A 16,848-nucleotide genomic window follows, 5' to 3' on the forward strand; every position below is an offset into this window, starting at 1 on the left:
AGGGCAAGGCCGCGCTGCTGATCAGGAGCTGGAAACCCGGTCGCCGGGTTCAAAGCGCCAGGTACGAATGATCTCCAGTACGTCAATGTCCATCAGGTCGCCGGTAAAGGGCGTGAAGGGAGCGGAAAGCCGCACGATGCGCAAGGCCGCGTTGTCCAGCACCTTGTGCCCGGAGGACTCGAGAATGCGTACTTCGCGCAGGGTGCCATCGCGGTTGATCGAAACCAACAAGCGCAGGCTGCCGTAAATCTTGTTGCTGCGCGCCTCCGCGGGGTAATTCAGGTTGCCGACCTTTTCGACTTTACGGCGCCAGGCGTCCTTGTAGTAGGCGCCCTTGTCTTGCATGGTCGACGCGGCGTTGAGGCGCAGCACACGGGGGCGCCGGGCATACTGCTGGCGCTCTTCGGCAAGTTGCGCTTCCAGGCTGGCAATCTCGCTGGACAGGGTGGTCATGTTGAAATGCAGGTTGGCCGGTGGTGCCTCAGTTGGCTTGGGTTTGGCCGGTGCGGTGGTGACCTGATCCAGCTTGGGGGCGCTGGTGGTGACCACTTTCTGCTCCTGCGGAACCGGTGGCGGGGCACTCACCTGTTGCTCAGGATTGACCTTGTTGATTTCGCTGTCCTGGAAATCGGCTTCCTCAGGGGTGCTGGGCGCAGCCTTTTCTTCCAGTGTGCCGCTGCCCTGCTGGTTATGCTGGGCAAGGTAGTCGGCCTGTTCTGGCTGCTCTTCGCTCTGCTGGGTGGCGAGCGTGATTTCCAGACTCTTGGACAGCTCGCTCGGGGTGGGTAGATCGAAGGTGATGCCGAGAATAATCAGCGCGTGCAACACCGCGGCGATGAACAGGGTGAAACCCAGGCGGTCACGTGCAGTGACCGTCGGTGGTGGCGCAGCAGGGGGTGTCACGGCTGTATTCATGCTATCCGTAGGCGTTGGCGTGATTCACATATGCGGTGAAGTCTGCCGCGCACGCCGGAAAAAGTCCATGCGCGGCGTCACCTTGCTGACCGGCAGTCTTCCTTCTGCCGGCACTTTTCATCGCCGCCATCAGCGCGCCGACAGTTGCTCGGCGATGGCATCCATCAACTGGCCGCCGATATCGGTCTGGTAGGCGGCGTCTATCTCGCGGATGCAGGTCGGGCTGGTGACATTGATCTCGGTGAGGTAATCGCCGATCACGTCCAGGCCGACAAACAGCAAGCCACGTTCGCGCAGCGCCGGGCCAACCTGGGCAGCAATCCAGCGGTCACGCTCGGTCAGCGGCCGTGCTTCACCGCGCCCGCCGGCGGCCAGGTTGCCCCGGGTTTCGCCTTTCTGCGGGATGCGGGCCAGGCAGTAGGGTACGGGCTCGCCCTTGATCATCAGGATGCGCTTGTCGCCATCGGTGATTTCCGGCAGATAGCGCTGCGCCATGATCTGCTCCTGACCATGACGCGTCAGGGTTTCGATAATCACGCTGAGGTTGGGATCGTTTTCCTTTATGCGGAAAATCATTGAACCGCCCATGCCGTCCAATGGTTTGAGAATAACGTCACGGTGCCGGGTGGCAAATTCGCGCAGAATATCGGCGCGGCGGGTGACGATATGCTCGGGAGCGCACTGCGGGAATTGGGTGGCAAACAACTTCTCGTTGCAGTCGCGCAGGCTGGCTGGACGATTAACCACCAGTACGCCGGCACGCTCGGCGGCTTCAAGAATGTGCGTCGCGTACAAAAACTCGTTGTCGAACGGCGGGTCCTTGCGCATCAGAATGACATCCAGTGTGCTTAGACTGAGTTGCTGCGATTCGCCAAGATCGTACCAATGGTCCGGATTGGCCTGTACCTGCAGTGGCCGCATGCAGCCCATGGCTTGACCGTCGGCCAGATACAGGTCCTGTGGTTCGAGGTAGAAGAGTTCCCATTGGCGCTCGCTGGCGGCCAGCAACATGGCCAGAGTACTGTCTTTCTTGTAGTGGATCGCGCTGATGGGATCCATGACGACGCCGAGACGAATAGGCATATAGAATTGATTTCCGCGCTGTTTCGAGGGAGGCGTCGAGTGTAACGCCAGAAGCCATAGACGAGAAAGGGCGGCTAATCTGGCTGGATGTCCCGGACATGAGTAAGCTTTATAGATTGGCCGATAAATCTATGCTAAAAGTACGCGGAAAAGGATTTGGCTGGTCAGCGGCTGCGACGTCGCAGCCATAAAGATTGAACCACCATTAATAACAAAGGCTGGTCTTATGGAAGAAAATTTCGAGAGCCTGAAGGTCATGGTGATTGATGACAGCAAGACGATTCGGCGCACGGCAGAAACGCTGCTGAAAAAGGTCGGATGCACCGTGATCACCGCGGTAGATGGCTTTGATGCGCTGGCCAAAATCGCGGACAACCACCCCGATATCATCTTCGTTGACATCATGATGCCGCGTCTTGATGGCTATCAGACCTGTGCGCTGATCAAGAACAACAGCGCGTTTCGCTCCACCCCGGTGATCATGCTATCCAGTAAGGACGGTTTGTTCGACAAGGCCAAGGGGCGGATTGTTGGCTCGGATCAGTACCTGACCAAGCCCTTCAGCAAGGAAGAGCTGCTGGGTGCCATTCGCGCACACGTGCCGCAAACCGGCAGCATGGCCGGTGCTGCAGGCGCCTGAGCCTGATTGCATTATTTTGAATTCACCGGGGGAGTCCGATGGCCCGTATTCTGGTAGTAGATGATTCGCCGACCGAGCTGTACAAGCTTACCGGCATGCTTGAAAAGCACGGTTACGAAGTGCTCAAGGCCGAGAATGGCGCTGATGGTGTCGCGCTCGCGCGCCAGGAAAAGCCGGATGCGGTACTGATGGATATCGTGATGCCGGGCCTTAACGGTTTTCAGGCTACGCGCCAGTTGACCAAGGATCCGGAAACCGGGCATATCCCGGTGATCATCGTCACCACCAAGGACCAGGAAACCGACAAGGTCTGGGGTACTCGCCAGGGCGCAAAAGACTATCTGACCAAGCCGGTCGAAGAGTCCACCCTGATCCAGACACTGAAATCGGTACTCGGCAGCTAGGAATCTCTGCCCGCTCGATGCCGCATAACAACGAGAATAGACACGGCATGTCAGAAACACAGCATCCCTTCGATCTATTGCAGGCGCTGGCCCAGCGTTGCCGCAGTGAAGCAAGCGGCCTGCCGTCTCAGGAAGTCGTCAGCGAGACCTGGAGCGGCGTTGGCTTTCGCCTCGCCGGCCATTTCATGCTGGCGGCGATGGGCGAAGTCAGTGAAATCCTCCATGAGCCACGTTACACCGCACTGCCACGGGTCAAGGCCTGGGTGCGCGGTGTCGCCAACGTGCGTGGGCGTCTGCTCCCGATTGTCGATATGAGCCGCTTCTTTGGCGTTACCAGTACGGTGCCGCGCAAGCAGCGTCGGGTACTGGTGCTCGACCGCGACGACATCTTTGTAGGGCTGCTGGTGGATGAACTGCTGGGTATGCAGCACATGCCGGTGAGTACTTTCAGCGAGCGGCTGCCCGTTCTGGACGACGCGGTACGGCCCTACGTAGTAGGCGCTTATACGGGCGATCAGACGGCATTGGTATTCAATTTTCGCGCGTTGGCGCACGATCAGACGTTTCTCGACGTGGCGCTCTGATCTGTTTTTTGGGGTGCGGCCGGGCAATCCGCTGCCGCAACGGAGCATGTTAGCTAGAACAACAAGGCTGTAGGCCAGGTAGGGGCCATAAGATGAAAAAGTTCGATAAACAGATGCTGTCCACGATGCGAAGCAACCGCACGCTCACCGGCCTGTTCGCCGCACTGATCCTGTCGTTGTTGTTGCTCTTCGTCAACTTCCTGTACCTGAATATTCAGAGCACATACGACACCGAATACATCGGTCACGCCGGCGAGCTGCGGGTACTCTCGCAGCAGATCTCCAAATCGGCCACGGAAGCCGCGACCGGTACGCCGGAAGCCTTCGGCCTGCTGCTCACCGCCCGTAATGACTTCCAGCAGCGCTGGGATTATCTGGTCAATGGGCGTGAAGAGACCGGCCTGCCGCCGACTCCGGCTGCATTGCAGGAGCAGTTGGCGCTGGCCCAGGCTGACTGGGACAAGGTACGCCGCAACGCGGATGCCATCCTGGCCAGCCAGGCGACGGTTCTGTCGCTGCACGAGGTTGCCAACACGCTTTCCGATACCGTGCCGCAGCTGCAGGTCGAATACGAGGACGTGGTAGACGTGCTGATCTCCAGCGGTGCACCCGCTGATCAGGTTGCCATCGCTCAGCGTCAGTCGCTGTTGGCCGAACGGATTCTCGGTTCGGTAAACCGCGTATTGGAAGGTGACCAGGATTCGGTGATGGCCGCTGATAGCTTCGGCCGCGACGCCAGCCTGTTCGGCCGCGTACTGCAGGGCATGTTGCAGGGTAACGCTGCCATCGGCATTACCCGCGTAGCTGATCCGGAAGCGGCGAGCCGACTGGAAGAAATTCAGTCGCTGTTCCGTTACGTATCCGACTCGGTTGACCAGATTCTGCTGACCTCGCCGGAACTCTATCAGGTACGCTCCGCTGCGAACGAAATCTTCACCGATTCGCAGTCGCTGCTGGATAACGTATCCGATCTGGCGATCGGCTTTGAGAATCGCGCCGATTCGCGGGTAGTCAATACCCTGCTGGGTTACGCGCTGGGTGTGATCGCGCTGGGCTGTATTTTGCTGACCGGTGTACAGATGACCCGCGACACCCGTGAGCGTCTGGCCGAAACCCGTGATAAGAATGAGCGCAACCAGGCGGCGATTCTGCGTCTGCTGGATGAGATCGGTGACTTGGCCGACGGTGACCTCACCGCCCAGGCGACGGTGACCGAAGACTTTACCGGCGCCATCGCCGACTCGATCAACGAATCCATTGACCAGCTGCGTGCACTGGTACAAACCATTAACGAAACCGCTCTGCAGGTGGAAGGCGCTGCCCAGGAAACCCAGGGCACAGCCATGCATTTGGCTGAAGCTTCCGAGCACCAGGCGCAGGAAATTGCCGGCGCTTCGGCGGCGGTAAACGAAATGGCGGTATCGATCGACCAGGTATCGGCCAACGCCTCCGAATCGGCAGCGGTGGCAGAGCGCTCGGTAGCCATCGCCAACAAGGGTAACGAGGTGGTGCAGAACACCATCGTCGGCATGGATACCATCCGTGAGCAGATTCAGGACACCTCCAAGCGGATCAAACGCCTTGGCGAATCCTCCCAGGAGATTGGTGACATCGTCAGTCTGATCAACGACATTGCCGACCAAACCAACATTCTCGCCTTGAACGCGGCGATCCAGGCCTCCATGGCCGGTGATGCCGGCCGCGGCTTCGCGGTAGTAGCAGACGAAGTACAGCGCCTTGCAGAACGTTCCTCTGGCGCGACCAAACAGATTGAAGCGCTGGTAAAAACCATTCAGACCGATACCAACGAGGCGGTTATCTCGATGGAACAAACCACCTCCGAGGTGGTACGCGGTGCGCGCCTGGCGCAGGACGCCGGTGTGGCACTGGAGGAGATCGAAAAGGTATCCACCAGTCTGGCAGCACTGATTCAGAACATCTCCAACGCCGCGCGGCAGCAGGCTTCCTCCGCCGGCCACATTTCCAACACCATGAACGTGATCCAGGAGATTACCTCGCAGACGTCGGCAGGTACCACCACCGCTCGCAGCATTGGTGAGTTGGCGAAACTGGCCGAGGCCATGCGCCAGTCGGTTGACGGCTTCACGCTACCGCAGCAGGACGACTAAGCTGAGTCGGAGGGTCGCTTGCGCGACTCTCCGGTTCCGCTTGGAGCGAGGGGCATAGAGTGCAGACAACGCAAAACTGGTCGTTGCAACAGCTGCCGGAAATGGACGCGCATCAATTTCAACAGTGGCAGACACTGCTGGAGGCGCGCACGGGCGTGTGCGTCAGTGATCAACGCAAGACCTTCCTGCAGACCAGCGTTGGCACGCGCATGCGCGAGCTGAAGATTGCCGACTATCAGACCTATTACGAACATGTGACCCAGGGTGCCGCGGGTGCCGTGGAGTGGTCTGCCTTGATTGAGCGCCTGACCGTGCGCGAAACCAGCTTTATGCGGCACCGCCCCTCGTTCGACGCCATCGGTCAGCACCTCGATCGGCTGCTGGTCGGGCGCGCAGCGGATCGTCCGTTGCAGCTCTGGAGCGTGGGCTGCGCCAGTGGCGAAGAGGCCTATTCGATGGCCATAGTCAGTGAGCAGAGCATTGCGGCGGCCGGCGGCCATGCCAGTGGCTACGGCATCTGGGCGACCGATATCAGTCTCAAGGCGCTGGAGCAGGGCCGCACCGCCGTGTATCCGGGCAATCGCCTGGGTGGTCTGGACGAGCGGGAGCGCCGCGAATGGCTGCAAACGCTGCCGAACGACCGTTATGAGATTGCCTACGCGCTGCGTGATCGGGTGTGTTTTTCGCGTTTGAACATTCTTGAATTGGCCCAGGCCCCGATCCGGGACCTGGATATCATCTTCTGCCAGAACCTGCTCATCTACTTCCGTCGCTGGCGTCGCCGCGACCTGCTCAACCTGCTGGCGACCCGGCTCGCGCCGGGCGGCATGTTGATCATCGGATTGGGTGAAATCATGGACTGGAACAATCCCCTGCTTGAGCGGCTGCCTGATGATCAGGTGCAGGCTTACGTGCGCCGGGAAAGCACTGGACTTCTGGAGTGAATATGGGTGATCGGCATGATTATGTCGCCCTCGATTGGGTCAAGGGCGAGATTTCCGAAACGCTGAACCAGGCGCGTCAGGCACTCGAAGCTTTTGTCGAAAACCCCGAGGATTCCACGCGTCTGCGTTTTTGTCTGACCTATATCCACCAGGTTCACGGCACACTGCAGATGGTCGAATTTTATGGCGCTGCACTGCTGGCCGAGGAGATGGAGCAACTCGCACAGGCGCTGATGAACGGCACGGTCAGCCGCGAAAGCGAAGCGCTGGAAGTGTTGATGCAGGCCATTTTGCAGATGCCCGCTTATCTGGACCGGGTACAGAGCGGCAGACGCGATCTGCCGCTGGTCTTGCTGCCCCTGCTGAACGACATGCGGACGGCGCGCGGCGACAAACTGCTGTCCGAAAACGCGTTGTTCAGCCCCGGGCTGGATACCAATGCCGCCGAGCCGGCCAGCGAGGGCTTTGCCGATCTGTCCGACAGCGACACCGTGCGCCAGCTGCGCAAACTGCGGCAGGCCTTGCAGATGTCCCAGGCTGGCGTCATTCGCGGGCAGGACGTGGCCACCAACAGTCGGCACCTGCGTAATGTCTTCAGCCGTTTGCAGCAGCTGTGCCAGGGCGCGCCCTACGCGGACCTGTGGGCGATCTTTGCCGGGGTTGCCGAAGGCCTGGAGCTGGGCAGCATCGAGAATGGCGCGGCCATTCGTCAGCTATTGCGCCAAGCCGATCAGGAGTTGCGTCAGCTGATGGCCCGCGGCGCGCCTGCTCTGCAGAGCAAGCCGCCACAGGAGTTACTGCGCAACCTGCTGTTTTACGTTGCCAAGAGCGCCGACGGCAGCCCCCGTCTGGACGCGCTGAAAGCGCGCTACCAGCTGGAGGATTCCTGGGCCGGCGGTCAGGATGATCTGGCCGCTGGCGATGCCAGGCTGGTGGGCCCGGATCGCGGAGCCATGCAGTCAGTGGTCATGGCGCTCGGTGAAGAGCTGATGCAGGTCAAGGATCAGCTCGATCTCTTTGTGCGCAGTGATCGCAGCCAGCTGGACGGCCTGTCAGCGCTGCTACCGACCATGAAGCAGATCAGCGACACCCTGGCCATGCTCGGCCTGGGTCAGCCAAGGCGGGTGTTGAGCGAACAGATAGATCAGGTTCAGCGCCTTGCCAGTGGCGAGTCCGGGGTAACCGACGCAGCGCTGATGGATGTTGCCGGTGGCATGCTCTATGTCGAGGCCAGCTTGCAGGGCATTCTTGGCCTGGAGCGCGGCGAGCAGGACGGCAGCGTCGACTCCGACATGCAGCGCCTGGCTGCCGCGCAGGACATCGCGCAGGTTCAGCACATGGTCGTGCAGGAGGCGCGTAACGCGCTGGAAGAAACCCGCGAGGCCATCAACGCATTTATCGGTAACCAGTGGGATCACAGCCAGCTGGAGCCCGTTGACGACTTGCTCAATAGTGTACGCGGCGGCCTGGCCATGGTGCCCTTGGCCCGTGCTGCGGCGGCTGTCGGCGCCTGCCGGCGCTATATTACCGAACGCCTGGTGCTGCCGCAGACGGTTCCGGACTGGGTGGCACTGGACGCTTTGGCCGACGTGATCACCAGTATCGACTACTACCTGGAGCGGTTGGCAGAAGACGACACCAACCGCGGCGACAGCATTCTCGATGTCGCCGAGGAGCGCTTGAGCACCTTGGGCTATCACCCTGCCGCGTTGCCGGTGGAAAGTGCCGAGACTGAACTGCTCGATAGCCCAGACCTTGCCGCGCCGGTTGACGCCGAGGACACTCTGATCGAAGCCGAAGCCGAAGCCGAAGCCGAAGCCGAAGCCGAAGCCGAAGCCGAAGCCGAAGCGCCGACTTCGCAGCCGGCAGAGCCGGAAGGTCAGGGCGCAGCGCCAGCGGCGGTCGAGCCCACTGCACCAGAGATTATTGAAGAAGACGAGCTTGACCCCGAACTGGTCGAGATCTTCGTTGAAGAAGCCGGCGAGGTGCTGGAGACGCTCAGCGAGTTCACTCCCGCCTGGCAGCAAAATCATGATGATCAGAAGGCGCTGGCTGAAGTGCGTCGTGCCTTCCATACCCTCAAGGGCAGCGGGCGCATGGTCAAGGCCGGCGTGCTCGCCGAGCTGGCCTGGTCGGTCGAGAACATGCTCAACCGGGTGATCGATCACAGCATTACGCTCAACGCTGACGTGTTCAGCGTAGTCAATGACGTGCGCGCGTTGATGCCGCAACTGGTAGAGGACTTTGCCAGCCATCAGCAGCGCGCCTGGCCTGAAGTGGGGCAGCTGTCTGCTGCTGCGGATGCCTTGTCACGCGGTGAGCCCTTGCCTGAGCAGAGCGCGCCAGTCGAAGAAGCACCGGCGGCCGAGCAGGACGAGGCTGAAGCTCAACTGCTGGATGCCGATAGCGATGCGCTCCTGGCGGCCGAAGGCGAGCTGCCAGAGCTGCTGGAAGATACGGCGGCAGACGCGCCGCTGGAGGCCACCGAGCTCGCTGCGCAACAGCCTACGCTCGAGCCAGACGAGGTCCTCGAGCCGCTGGCAGACCTGCCAGAGCTGGAAGCCGAAGAGATAACGCTGGACGAGTTGCCTGAGCAGGTGATGCCGCCTGAGTCCGAGCCCCTCCTGCAGGATGAAGAACTGCCGCTGATCGAGAGCGATACGCTGGACAACTGGTCAGCGCCGGCCACACTCCCTGCAGAGCCAGAGCCAGAGCCAGAGCCAGAGCCAGAGCCAGAGCCAGAGCCAGAGCCAGAGCCAGAGCCAGAGCCAGAGCCAGAGCCAGAGCCAGAGCCAGAGCCAACTGAGCCGGCGATGGATCCGGTGTTGCTGGAAATCTTCCAGAACGAAACCCGGCACCATATCGACCAGATTAACGCTTACCTCCAGGAGTGCGCGCTGCAGGGGTTACCGCGCAGTGTGAGTGACGCGCTGCAACGCGCGCTGCATACGCTCAAGGGCAGTGCGCACATGGCCGGCATTCAGTCGATTGCCGTACTGGCGACCCCGCTGGAGAAGTTGGCGAAAGAGTTCAAGGCAAACCTGATCCCCACGGATCAGGCGCTGGTCAATCTGCTGCAGGACGCCGTGTTGCTGTTTGAGACCGGCCTGGCACAGCTGGGTAACGGACCGGACCAGAACATTCCTGGCACGGATGCGTTCCTGCAGCGTCTGCAGCAGTTGCATCAGCAGGGCTTGGCCGCTCGCGAAGCCAGCCGCGCCGACCTGGATGACGGCGACAGCGTCGGCTTGATGTCGATTTTCCTTACCGAGGGCATCGACCAGTTGCTGGACGCCGCGGATGCGCTGCAGGCGCGGCGCGACGATCCTGCGGTCTCGGTCGATAGCCGCGAGCTGATCGGCGCCTTGCGCAGTCTTGGCGATGTAGCTGGCGATGTGGAGCTGCCGGCGCTGGAATCGCTCTGCGAGGCACTCGAGCATACCCATGAGCAAGTGCTCGGCGGCCTGCCGCTGGACGCCGCGGTGCTGACGGCGCTGGCCGAAGGGCATGAGCGCCTGATCAGCATGATGGATCAGGTGGCTGCGCATCAGCACCTGGCTCCAGCCCATGCCGAAATCCAGGCACTGCAGTCACTTGTATCGGCGCCTGTGTTCACTGCACAGCCGGCCCCGGTCGAGCCATCAACAAGCCCGATGCAGGGCGGCACCTGGAGCCCAAGTGAGGCAGGTACCGATGCCGAACTGGTCGACATTTTCCTCGAAGAAGCCCAGGAAATCATCGAAAGCTCCTCAGCCAGCCTGCAGCAGTGGATGGGCGACACCGGCAATACGCTGGCCGTCGAAGCCCTGCAGCGTGACCTGCATACCCTCAAGGGCGGCGCGCGGATGGCGGAAATTCGGCCGGTGGGCGACTTGTCGCACGAGATGGAGTTTGTCTACGAAGCCCTGTGTGAGCACCGTTACGAAGTAACGCCGCCGCTGTTTGAGCTACTGCACGCGTGCCACGATGCACTTGCCGACATGGTCGACGGGGTAGTGGCGGGGCGGCCGATCAGCGATGGCGCGGCTCTCATCAAGGCTATTAACACTTTCCGCAAGAACCCAAGCGAGCCACCGCGCCTGCCCGGCACGGCAGCGGAGCAGGAGGCCGAGGCAGCCACGCCCGCGGTCGCGCCGCCGAGCAACCTCGAGCCGCCGGTGCTGGATGGCATGCAGGCAATCTTTGTCGAGGAGGCGCACGAGCTGCTGGCGCCCTGCGCCGAGCTGCTGCAGCAAGGCGCTGCCGATGCGGGCGCCGCCGCCGAGTTGCTGCACCGTATTCAGACGCTCAAAGGCAGCGCGCGCCTGGCCGGCCAGCAGGCACTGGCCGAGCAGGCCAAACAGCTGGAGTTGGCTCTGCAGACCGGTAGCGACAGCGCCGTGCAAGCGCAGGCGCTGGAAGCGTTACAGGCGCAGGTTGCCGCCTTGTCGGACGCGCGGCCCGCGAGTGAGCAGGTCAGCTGGAGCGCGCCGAGCGCGCCGCTGGCTACGCCGCCACCGGCACCCGCACCGGCAGTGGTCAGCAGTCCGGCGGTGGCTGAGTCCGGCATGTCGCTGGCGGGTGTTAAGGACATTCTGCAGCGCGCCATGACGGCCAGCGAACCAGCCTCTGATAGCCAAAAGCGCGGCAGCGGTCAGGAAACCGTTAAAGTCTCCTCTACGCTGCTGGAAGAACTGGTCAACCTGGCGGGTGAGACCTCGATTTTCCGTGGTCGCATCGAGCAGCAGGTAACCGACGTAGGCCACATTCTGGAAGACGTCGAAAGCACCATTGATCGGGTACGTGACCAGCTGCGCCGTCTCGATATGGAGACCCAGGCGCAGATTCTGTCGCGCCACCAGGAGGAGCTGGAACAGAGCTACGAAGATTTCGATCCACTGGAGATGGACCAGTACTCGCAATTGCAGCAGTTGTCGCGCTCGCTGTTCGAGTCGGCGTCCGACTTGCTCGATCTGAAAGAGACCCTGGCGACCAAGAGCCGCGACGCGGAAACCCTGCTGGTGCAGCAGGCGCGGGTCAACACCGAGCTGCAGGAAGGCCTGATGCGTACGCGCATGGTGCCCTTCGAGCGACTCTTGCCCCGGATGCGTCGAGTGGTGCGCCAGGTGGCCGGCGAGCTGGGCAAGCAGGTTGATCTGGTGGTCGGCAACGCCGAAGGGGAAATGGATCGCAGCGTGTTGGAACGCATGATCGGACCGCTGGAGCACATGCTGCGCAACTCGGTCGACCACGGTATCGAGATGCCGCTGGTGCGGCAGGACAAGGGCAAGCCGGGCGAAGGTCGGGTCTGGCTGGACCTGGGACGTGAAGGCAGCGAAATCGTACTGACCCTCAAGGACGATGGCGCCGGTATCAACCTGGACGCGGTGCGGCGCAAGGCCATTGAACGTGGGCTGATGGACGCCGACGCAGAGCTTACCGACCAGGAAATCCTGCAGTTCATTCTTGAGGCTGGCTTCTCCACCGCCGAGCAGGTCACGCAAATTTCCGGTCGTGGTGTTGGCATGGACGTGGTCAACGCCGAAGTGAAGCAGCTTGGCGGCAGTATGACCCTGAGCACCGAGCCGGGCGCGGGCACCACTTTTGTCATCCGCCTGCCGTTCACGGTGTCGGTCAACCGCGCACTCATGGTGTATTCGGGGGATGACCTGTACGCGATTCCGTTGAACACCATCGAGGGTATCGTGCGTGTGTCGGGTTATGAGCTGGAAGCCTATTACGCCCCCGATGCGCCGCCGTTCGAATATGCCGGCAAGCAATATGATTTGCGTTACCTGGGCGATCTGCTGGTGACCGGCCAGCAGCCCAAGCTGACTGGCCACACCCTGCCGCTGCCGGTCATTCTGGTGCGCGGCGCCGAGCACAGCGTGGCGGTGCAGGTCGATGCGCTGGCCGGCTCGCGGGAAATTGTAGTGAAGGGGCTGGGCCGGCAGTTTGCAGTGGTACCCGGGATTTCCGGGGCGACCATTCTGGGTGACGGTCGCGTGGTGGTGATTCTTGACCTGCTGGCGGTGATTCGTGCCCAGCAGGCGCTGCACGCCCAGCAGTACCTGGCCGCAGAGCGTGCCCAGGCGAGCAGCACCCCGGAAGAGCGGCCGACCCTGGTCATGGTGGTCGACGACTCGATCACGGTGCGCAAGGTTACTACCCGTTTGCTGGAGCGCAACGGCATGGAAGTGGTGACCGCCAAGGACGGGGTCGACGCCATTGCGCGACTGCAGGACATCGAGCCGGACATCATGCTGCTCGACATCGAAATGCCGCGCATGGACGGCTTCGAAGTTGCCACCCGTGTGCGCCATGACGAACGCTTGAGCGAGCTCCCCATCGTTATGATCACCTCGCGAACCGGTGAGAAGCACCGCGAACGCGCGCTGAGCATTGGCGTCAATGTGTATCTGGGCAAGCCCTACCAGGAGGCCCAGCTGCTGGAGGTCATCAGTCAGTTGGTAGACGTGCGTGAGTAACAGCGCGGCGCCGGCCATTGCGTTGCTGGCCGGTAAGGCCAGCAAGCGCAAGCGACTGGCCGGAGAGCTGCAAGGCTTTGGCTATCGGGTGGTCTTTGCCGGTGACCCCGACGAGCTGGACGCCGAGCGCCTGCAGGCGGTACAGACCGACGCCTGGCTGTTGGAACTGGCGGAGGAGTCGCTGCTGGCGGACTGGTTGTTGGAGCACAGCCCGGTACCGGTGTTGCTCGGCGCCGGCGAAATTCCCGACGCTGCCTGCGAGGACTATCCGCGTTGGCAGCGTCGCTTGCTGGGCAAACTGTTGCCGCTGCTAGGCGAGCCGCCGCAGGTGCAGAATCTGGCGCCGGTAGTGGTTCCGCAGCTACGCCACGACGCACCTTCCTGTGTCTGGGTGCTAGGCGCGTCGCTGGGCGGTCCGGCGGCGGTGAAACGTTTCCTCGACCAGCTGCCGGCCGATTTGCCGATTGCCTTTATCTACGCGCAGCATATCGACGCGGGTTTCGAGCAGCAGCTACCGCAAATTCTTGGCCGCCAGAACGACTGGCGCATCATCAATTGCCAGCCGGGTGCGCACCTGCACCGTGGCGATGTACTGGTCGCGCCGGTGTCGCGCTCGCTGCGCTTTGGCAACGAGGGAGTGGTACAGCTCAGTGATGAGCCGTGGCCTGGCCTGTATCGGCCGTCGATCGGCGCAGTACTGGACGAAACCCTGCGCACCTTTGGCGCGGCGACAGGCGCGATCATTTTTAGCGGTATGGGCGAGGATGGCGTTGAGGCCTGTGGCCGTCTGCGCCAGCAAGGTATCGAGGTGTGGACCCAGGATGAACAAAGCGCAGCCTGTGCCACCATGCCCAAGGCGGTGCAGGACGCCGGCTTCAGTCACCGGGAGGGCTCACCCGAGACACTCGCAGCAGCGCTCCGCGATTGGCTGCAGCAGGAATGGCCATTGGCGCTTTAGCGGGCGCCCAGGGTTACACGCAATTCAATGAGGATGGCTAACGATGTCGGATGTGCTGGAAAGCCTTAACGGCCTGATCATACCGCTGGCGAACAGGTCGCTGCTGCTACCCAACGTGGCGGTCGCGGAGCTGGTGGGGTATCGCTTGAGTCAGTCGGCGTCGCAGGGGCCTGAGTGGTTTCTGGGCTGGACGTTGTGGCGCGATCAGCAGGTGCCGATGGTCGATCTCGACAACTTGTTGGCTGATGGCGCTGAGCCGGCAATGGAAGCGCAACCCCGTACGCTGATCCTCAACGCGCTGGAGGGGGTGCCCGGGCTGAACTTTATCGGTATGCGGGTGTGGGGTATTCCGCGTGCGCGGCGCCTCTCGCGTGCCGAGCTGGAGCCGACGGGCGGCGGCAGCAGCTACGTGCTGCAGCGCGTGCGCGTGGCCGACGAGCCGGGCGAGTTTCTGATTCCCGACCTGTCAGCCATTGAGCGCTCGCTGGAGCAGGCGGGCCTGTTGCGCCGCGCCCGTTGATCAGAGCGTAAAGGTCAGGCGCGCTTCGGTACCGCCGCCCACCCGGTTGAGCAACTGCACTGTGGCGCCGTGGCTGTCGGTGATACGTTTGACGATGGCCAGCCCCAGCCCGGTGCCGCGTGTTGAACGGGCCTGATCGCCGCGGATGAAAGGGCTGAACAGCGCATCGTCTTCCAGCAACTCCACGCCGGGCCCGCGGTCCAGCACGCTGACCACCAGCCGCTGCTGCGCACCAACATGCTGCAGATAGGTACAGACTTCCACCCCCGAACCGCCGTGCACCAACGCGTTGTCGATCAAGTTGGTCAGCACCCGCTTGATCGACAGACGGCGAAACTCGAACGCCGGCACCGGTTGCAGGCACAGGCGCACGGTCTCGCCGTTGGCGTTGAGTGGGGCGACCACCTCGCGGATCAGCTCATTGATATCGGCCGCCTCGCTGGCTTCCGCGCTACCGTCACGGATGTAGGCCATGAATTGGTCGAGAATCGCGTCCATGTCTTCGATGTCGCGGATCATGCCGTCGGTTAATTCCGGCTCGGCGCCCGACAGCAGTTCGGTCGATAACCGCATGCGGGTCAGCGGTGTACGCAAGTCATGCGATACCCCAGCCAGCAGCATCGACCGATCGCGGCTGGCCTGTTCCACGTCCTGAGCCATCTGGTTGAACGCGCGATATACCTCGGCGATTTCCGAGGGCCCGCTGTTGTCCAGCAGCCTGACGCGCTTGCCCTGACCGATACTGCGGGCAGCGCCCTCCAGCGTCTTCAACGGCTGGTTCAACTGGCGAACCAGCAACCAGGCGGCAGCGGTCGAGAGCATGCCGATCAATACCAGCCAGGTCACCACCATCCATACGCGCTGGCCACGTAGCGGATGCGCGTAAAGTGGCACCTTGAGCCAGTATTCGCCGTAGGCCGGCTGATGAATCCACACCGCCGGTTGGCTCTGCGTCTGCACCCGTACCTGCGTCTGGTCGCCCAGTTCATCACGTAGCTGATGGGTGAATATGCCCGAGTATGGCCAGTGAAACTCGCCCTGCGGCACCTGTTCCGGCACGGTTACGCGCATGCCGGTCATCTCTTCGATATCGCGCCGGGTCTCCGGGCTGCTGGCCCAGTAGGCGCGCACCAGCATGGCGGTGCCGTGGCTGTACTGGCGGTCGACCAGCAGGTCCTCGTTGCTGAGCAGATAAACCAGCGTCAGCAGCTTGGAAAACAGGGTGACCAGCAGTACCAGCAGGATGGTGCGGGCAAAGAAACTGCGCGGCAGCAGAGGGTGCCAGCCGGGGCCGCCCTTCACGCGCTCTGGCCGTCCGGTACAAAGACGTAGCCCACACCCCAGACAGTCTGGATGTAGCGGGGTTTGGACGGATCGGGTTCGAGCATGCGGCGCAGGCGCGAGATCTGCACGTCAATCGAGCGTTCCAGCGCGTCCCATTCACGACCGCGTGCCAGTTGCATCAGTTTGTCGCGGGTCAGGGGTTCGCGCGGATGCCGCACCAGCGCCTTGAGCACGGCAAACTCGCCGGTGGTCAGCATGTTCACTTCGTTGCCGCGCTTGAGTTCGCGGGTGGCCAGATTGAGCACAAACTCGCCGAAGGTGACCTGATCGTCGTCGGTGCTGGGCGCGCCCGGTACCTGCGGCAGCTGCCGCCGCAGCACGGCCTTCATGCGCGCGACCAGCTCACGTGGGTTGAAGGGTTTTGGCAGGTAGTCGTCGGCGCCGATCTCAAGACCCTGAATGCGGCTGGTCTCATCGCCCTTGGCGGTCAGCATGATGATCGGGGTGGTATTGCCCTCGGTGCGCAGGCGCGCGCAGGCGGTCATGCCGTCCTCGCCCGGCAGCATCAGGTCGAGAACGATAAGCGAGTAGATCTCGCGCGCCAGCAGACGATCCATCTGCTCGGTGTCTTCCACTGCGCGTACCCGGTAGCCCTGTTCACCCAGAAAGCGTTCGAGCAAGCGCCGCAAACGCACGTCATCGTCGACAATCAGGATTTTTTCGCCTTCGCTCGTCATGCTTTACCTGCCTGAAATGTTAAGCCCGCATTGTGACCCAAGGCCGCATTGATTGCGGTCTGGCCATTGTTACAAGAGGTTTCTTTTCGCCTACTTTTACCCTGTTATGGTCGTGCTATCCAGCTTGCTGATAACGCGGGTAGATTGCCTCCAGAGCGCCATCAGAGTGCCGACCTGAGCCGC

At 62.1% G+C, this 16,848-nt stretch carries 12 protein-coding genes; 8 read left to right on the forward strand and 4 right to left on the reverse strand.

Annotation, left to right across the window (positions count from 1 at the left end):
- Positions 1–21: 21 nt before the first annotated feature.
- The gene (locus tag BLU26_RS13120; protein ID WP_092287354.1) at positions 22–915 is read right to left on the reverse strand and encodes an energy transducer TonB; all 894 of its coding nucleotides are present in this window, start codon (positions 913–915) and stop codon (positions 22–24) included.
- 129 nt (positions 916–1,044) lie between these two features.
- On the reverse strand, positions 1,045–1,998 hold the full coding sequence (gene gshB / locus BLU26_RS13125; RefSeq protein ID WP_092287355.1) for a glutathione synthase: 954 nt from the start codon (positions 1,996–1,998) through the stop codon (positions 1,045–1,047).
- A 226-nt stretch (positions 1,999–2,224) separates the two neighbouring features.
- Between gshB and BLU26_RS13130 the strand changes: the two genes are divergently transcribed.
- The 8 genes from BLU26_RS13130 (at position 2,225) to BLU26_RS13165 (ending at position 14,644) form a co-directional block, all read left to right on the forward strand.
- On the forward strand, positions 2,225–2,638 hold the full coding sequence (locus tag BLU26_RS13130; RefSeq protein WP_092287356.1) for a response regulator: 414 nt from the start codon (positions 2,225–2,227) through the stop codon (positions 2,636–2,638).
- Between the two features lie 38 nt (positions 2,639–2,676).
- On the forward strand, positions 2,677–3,042 hold the full coding sequence (gene pilH / locus BLU26_RS13135; protein ID WP_092287357.1) for a twitching motility response regulator PilH: 366 nt from the start codon (positions 2,677–2,679) through the stop codon (positions 3,040–3,042).
- Between the two features lie 47 nt (positions 3,043–3,089).
- A complete protein-coding gene (locus tag BLU26_RS13140; protein ID WP_092287358.1) occupies positions 3,090–3,626 on the forward strand; it encodes a chemotaxis protein CheW in 537 nt (178 codons plus the stop codon).
- 92 nt (positions 3,627–3,718) lie between these two features.
- Positions 3,719–5,755 (forward strand): methyl-accepting chemotaxis protein, encoded by a 2,037-nt coding sequence (locus BLU26_RS13145; protein ID WP_092287359.1) that lies wholly within the window; start codon positions 3,719–3,721, stop codon positions 5,753–5,755.
- Positions 5,756–5,814: 59 nt separating this feature from the next.
- On the forward strand, positions 5,815–6,699 hold the full coding sequence (locus BLU26_RS13150) for a CheR family methyltransferase (RefSeq protein ID WP_092287360.1): 885 nt from the start codon (positions 5,815–5,817) through the stop codon (positions 6,697–6,699).
- A 2-nt stretch (positions 6,700–6,701) separates the two neighbouring features.
- Positions 6,702–13,166, forward strand: coding sequence for a hybrid sensor histidine kinase/response regulator (locus tag BLU26_RS13155; RefSeq protein WP_092287361.1), 6,465 nt, complete (start codon positions 6,702–6,704; stop codon positions 13,164–13,166).
- The gene (locus BLU26_RS13160; protein WP_092287362.1) at positions 13,159–14,124 is read left to right on the forward strand and encodes a chemotaxis protein CheB; all 966 of its coding nucleotides are present in this window, start codon (positions 13,159–13,161) and stop codon (positions 14,122–14,124) included. The genes BLU26_RS13155 and BLU26_RS13160 overlap by 8 nt, the downstream gene beginning before the upstream one ends.
- A 43-nt stretch (positions 14,125–14,167) precedes the next feature.
- Positions 14,168–14,644 carry a chemotaxis protein CheW gene (locus tag BLU26_RS13165; protein ID WP_092287363.1) on the forward strand — a complete coding sequence of 159 codons (477 nt, stop codon included), beginning with the start codon at positions 14,168–14,170 and terminating at the stop codon, positions 14,642–14,644.
- Here the strand turns inward: BLU26_RS13165 and BLU26_RS13170 are convergent, their stop codons facing one another.
- Together BLU26_RS13170 and ompR are read right to left on the reverse strand one after the other, a co-directional pair.
- Entirely contained in the window at positions 14,645–15,946 is a 1,302-nt protein-coding gene (locus BLU26_RS13170; RefSeq protein WP_231701946.1) for an ATP-binding protein, read from the reverse strand. It abuts the gene before it with no gap.
- Complete coding sequence (gene ompR / locus BLU26_RS13175; protein ID WP_092287364.1) at positions 15,943–16,665, reverse strand: osmolarity response regulator transcription factor OmpR; 723 nt, start codon at positions 16,663–16,665, stop codon at positions 15,943–15,945. Before ompR ends, BLU26_RS13170 begins: the two co-directional genes overlap by 4 nt.
- Positions 16,666–16,848: the final 183 nt, after the last annotated feature.

Origin of the sequence: Halopseudomonas sabulinigri (assembly GCF_900105255.1) — a bacterium.
Classification (GTDB): domain Bacteria; phylum Pseudomonadota; class Gammaproteobacteria; order Pseudomonadales; family Pseudomonadaceae; genus Halopseudomonas; species Halopseudomonas sabulinigri.

Excerpts from the sequence above, each read along its gene's own strand:
- BLU26_RS13120 (WP_092287354.1), bottom strand. The coding sequence starts at position 915 with ATGAATACAGCCGTGACACCCCCTGCTGCGCCACCACCGACGGTCACT.
- gshB (WP_092287355.1), bottom strand. The coding sequence starts at position 1,998 with ATGCCTATTCGTCTCGGCGTCGTCATGGATCCCATCAGCGCGATCCAC.
- BLU26_RS13130 (WP_092287356.1), top strand. The coding sequence starts at position 2,225 with ATGGAAGAAAATTTCGAGAGCCTGAAGGTCATGGTGATTGATGACAGC.
- pilH (WP_092287357.1), top strand. The coding sequence starts at position 2,677 with ATGGCCCGTATTCTGGTAGTAGATGATTCGCCGACCGAGCTGTACAAG.
- BLU26_RS13140 (WP_092287358.1), top strand. The coding sequence starts at position 3,090 with ATGTCAGAAACACAGCATCCCTTCGATCTATTGCAGGCGCTGGCCCAG.
- BLU26_RS13145 (WP_092287359.1), top strand. The coding sequence starts at position 3,719 with ATGAAAAAGTTCGATAAACAGATGCTGTCCACGATGCGAAGCAACCGC.
- BLU26_RS13155 (WP_092287361.1), top strand. The coding sequence starts at position 6,702 with ATGGGTGATCGGCATGATTATGTCGCCCTCGATTGGGTCAAGGGCGAG.
- BLU26_RS13165 (WP_092287363.1), top strand. The coding sequence starts at position 14,168 with ATGTCGGATGTGCTGGAAAGCCTTAACGGCCTGATCATACCGCTGGCG.
- ompR (WP_092287364.1), bottom strand. The coding sequence starts at position 16,665 with ATGACGAGCGAAGGCGAAAAAATCCTGATTGTCGACGATGACGTGCGT.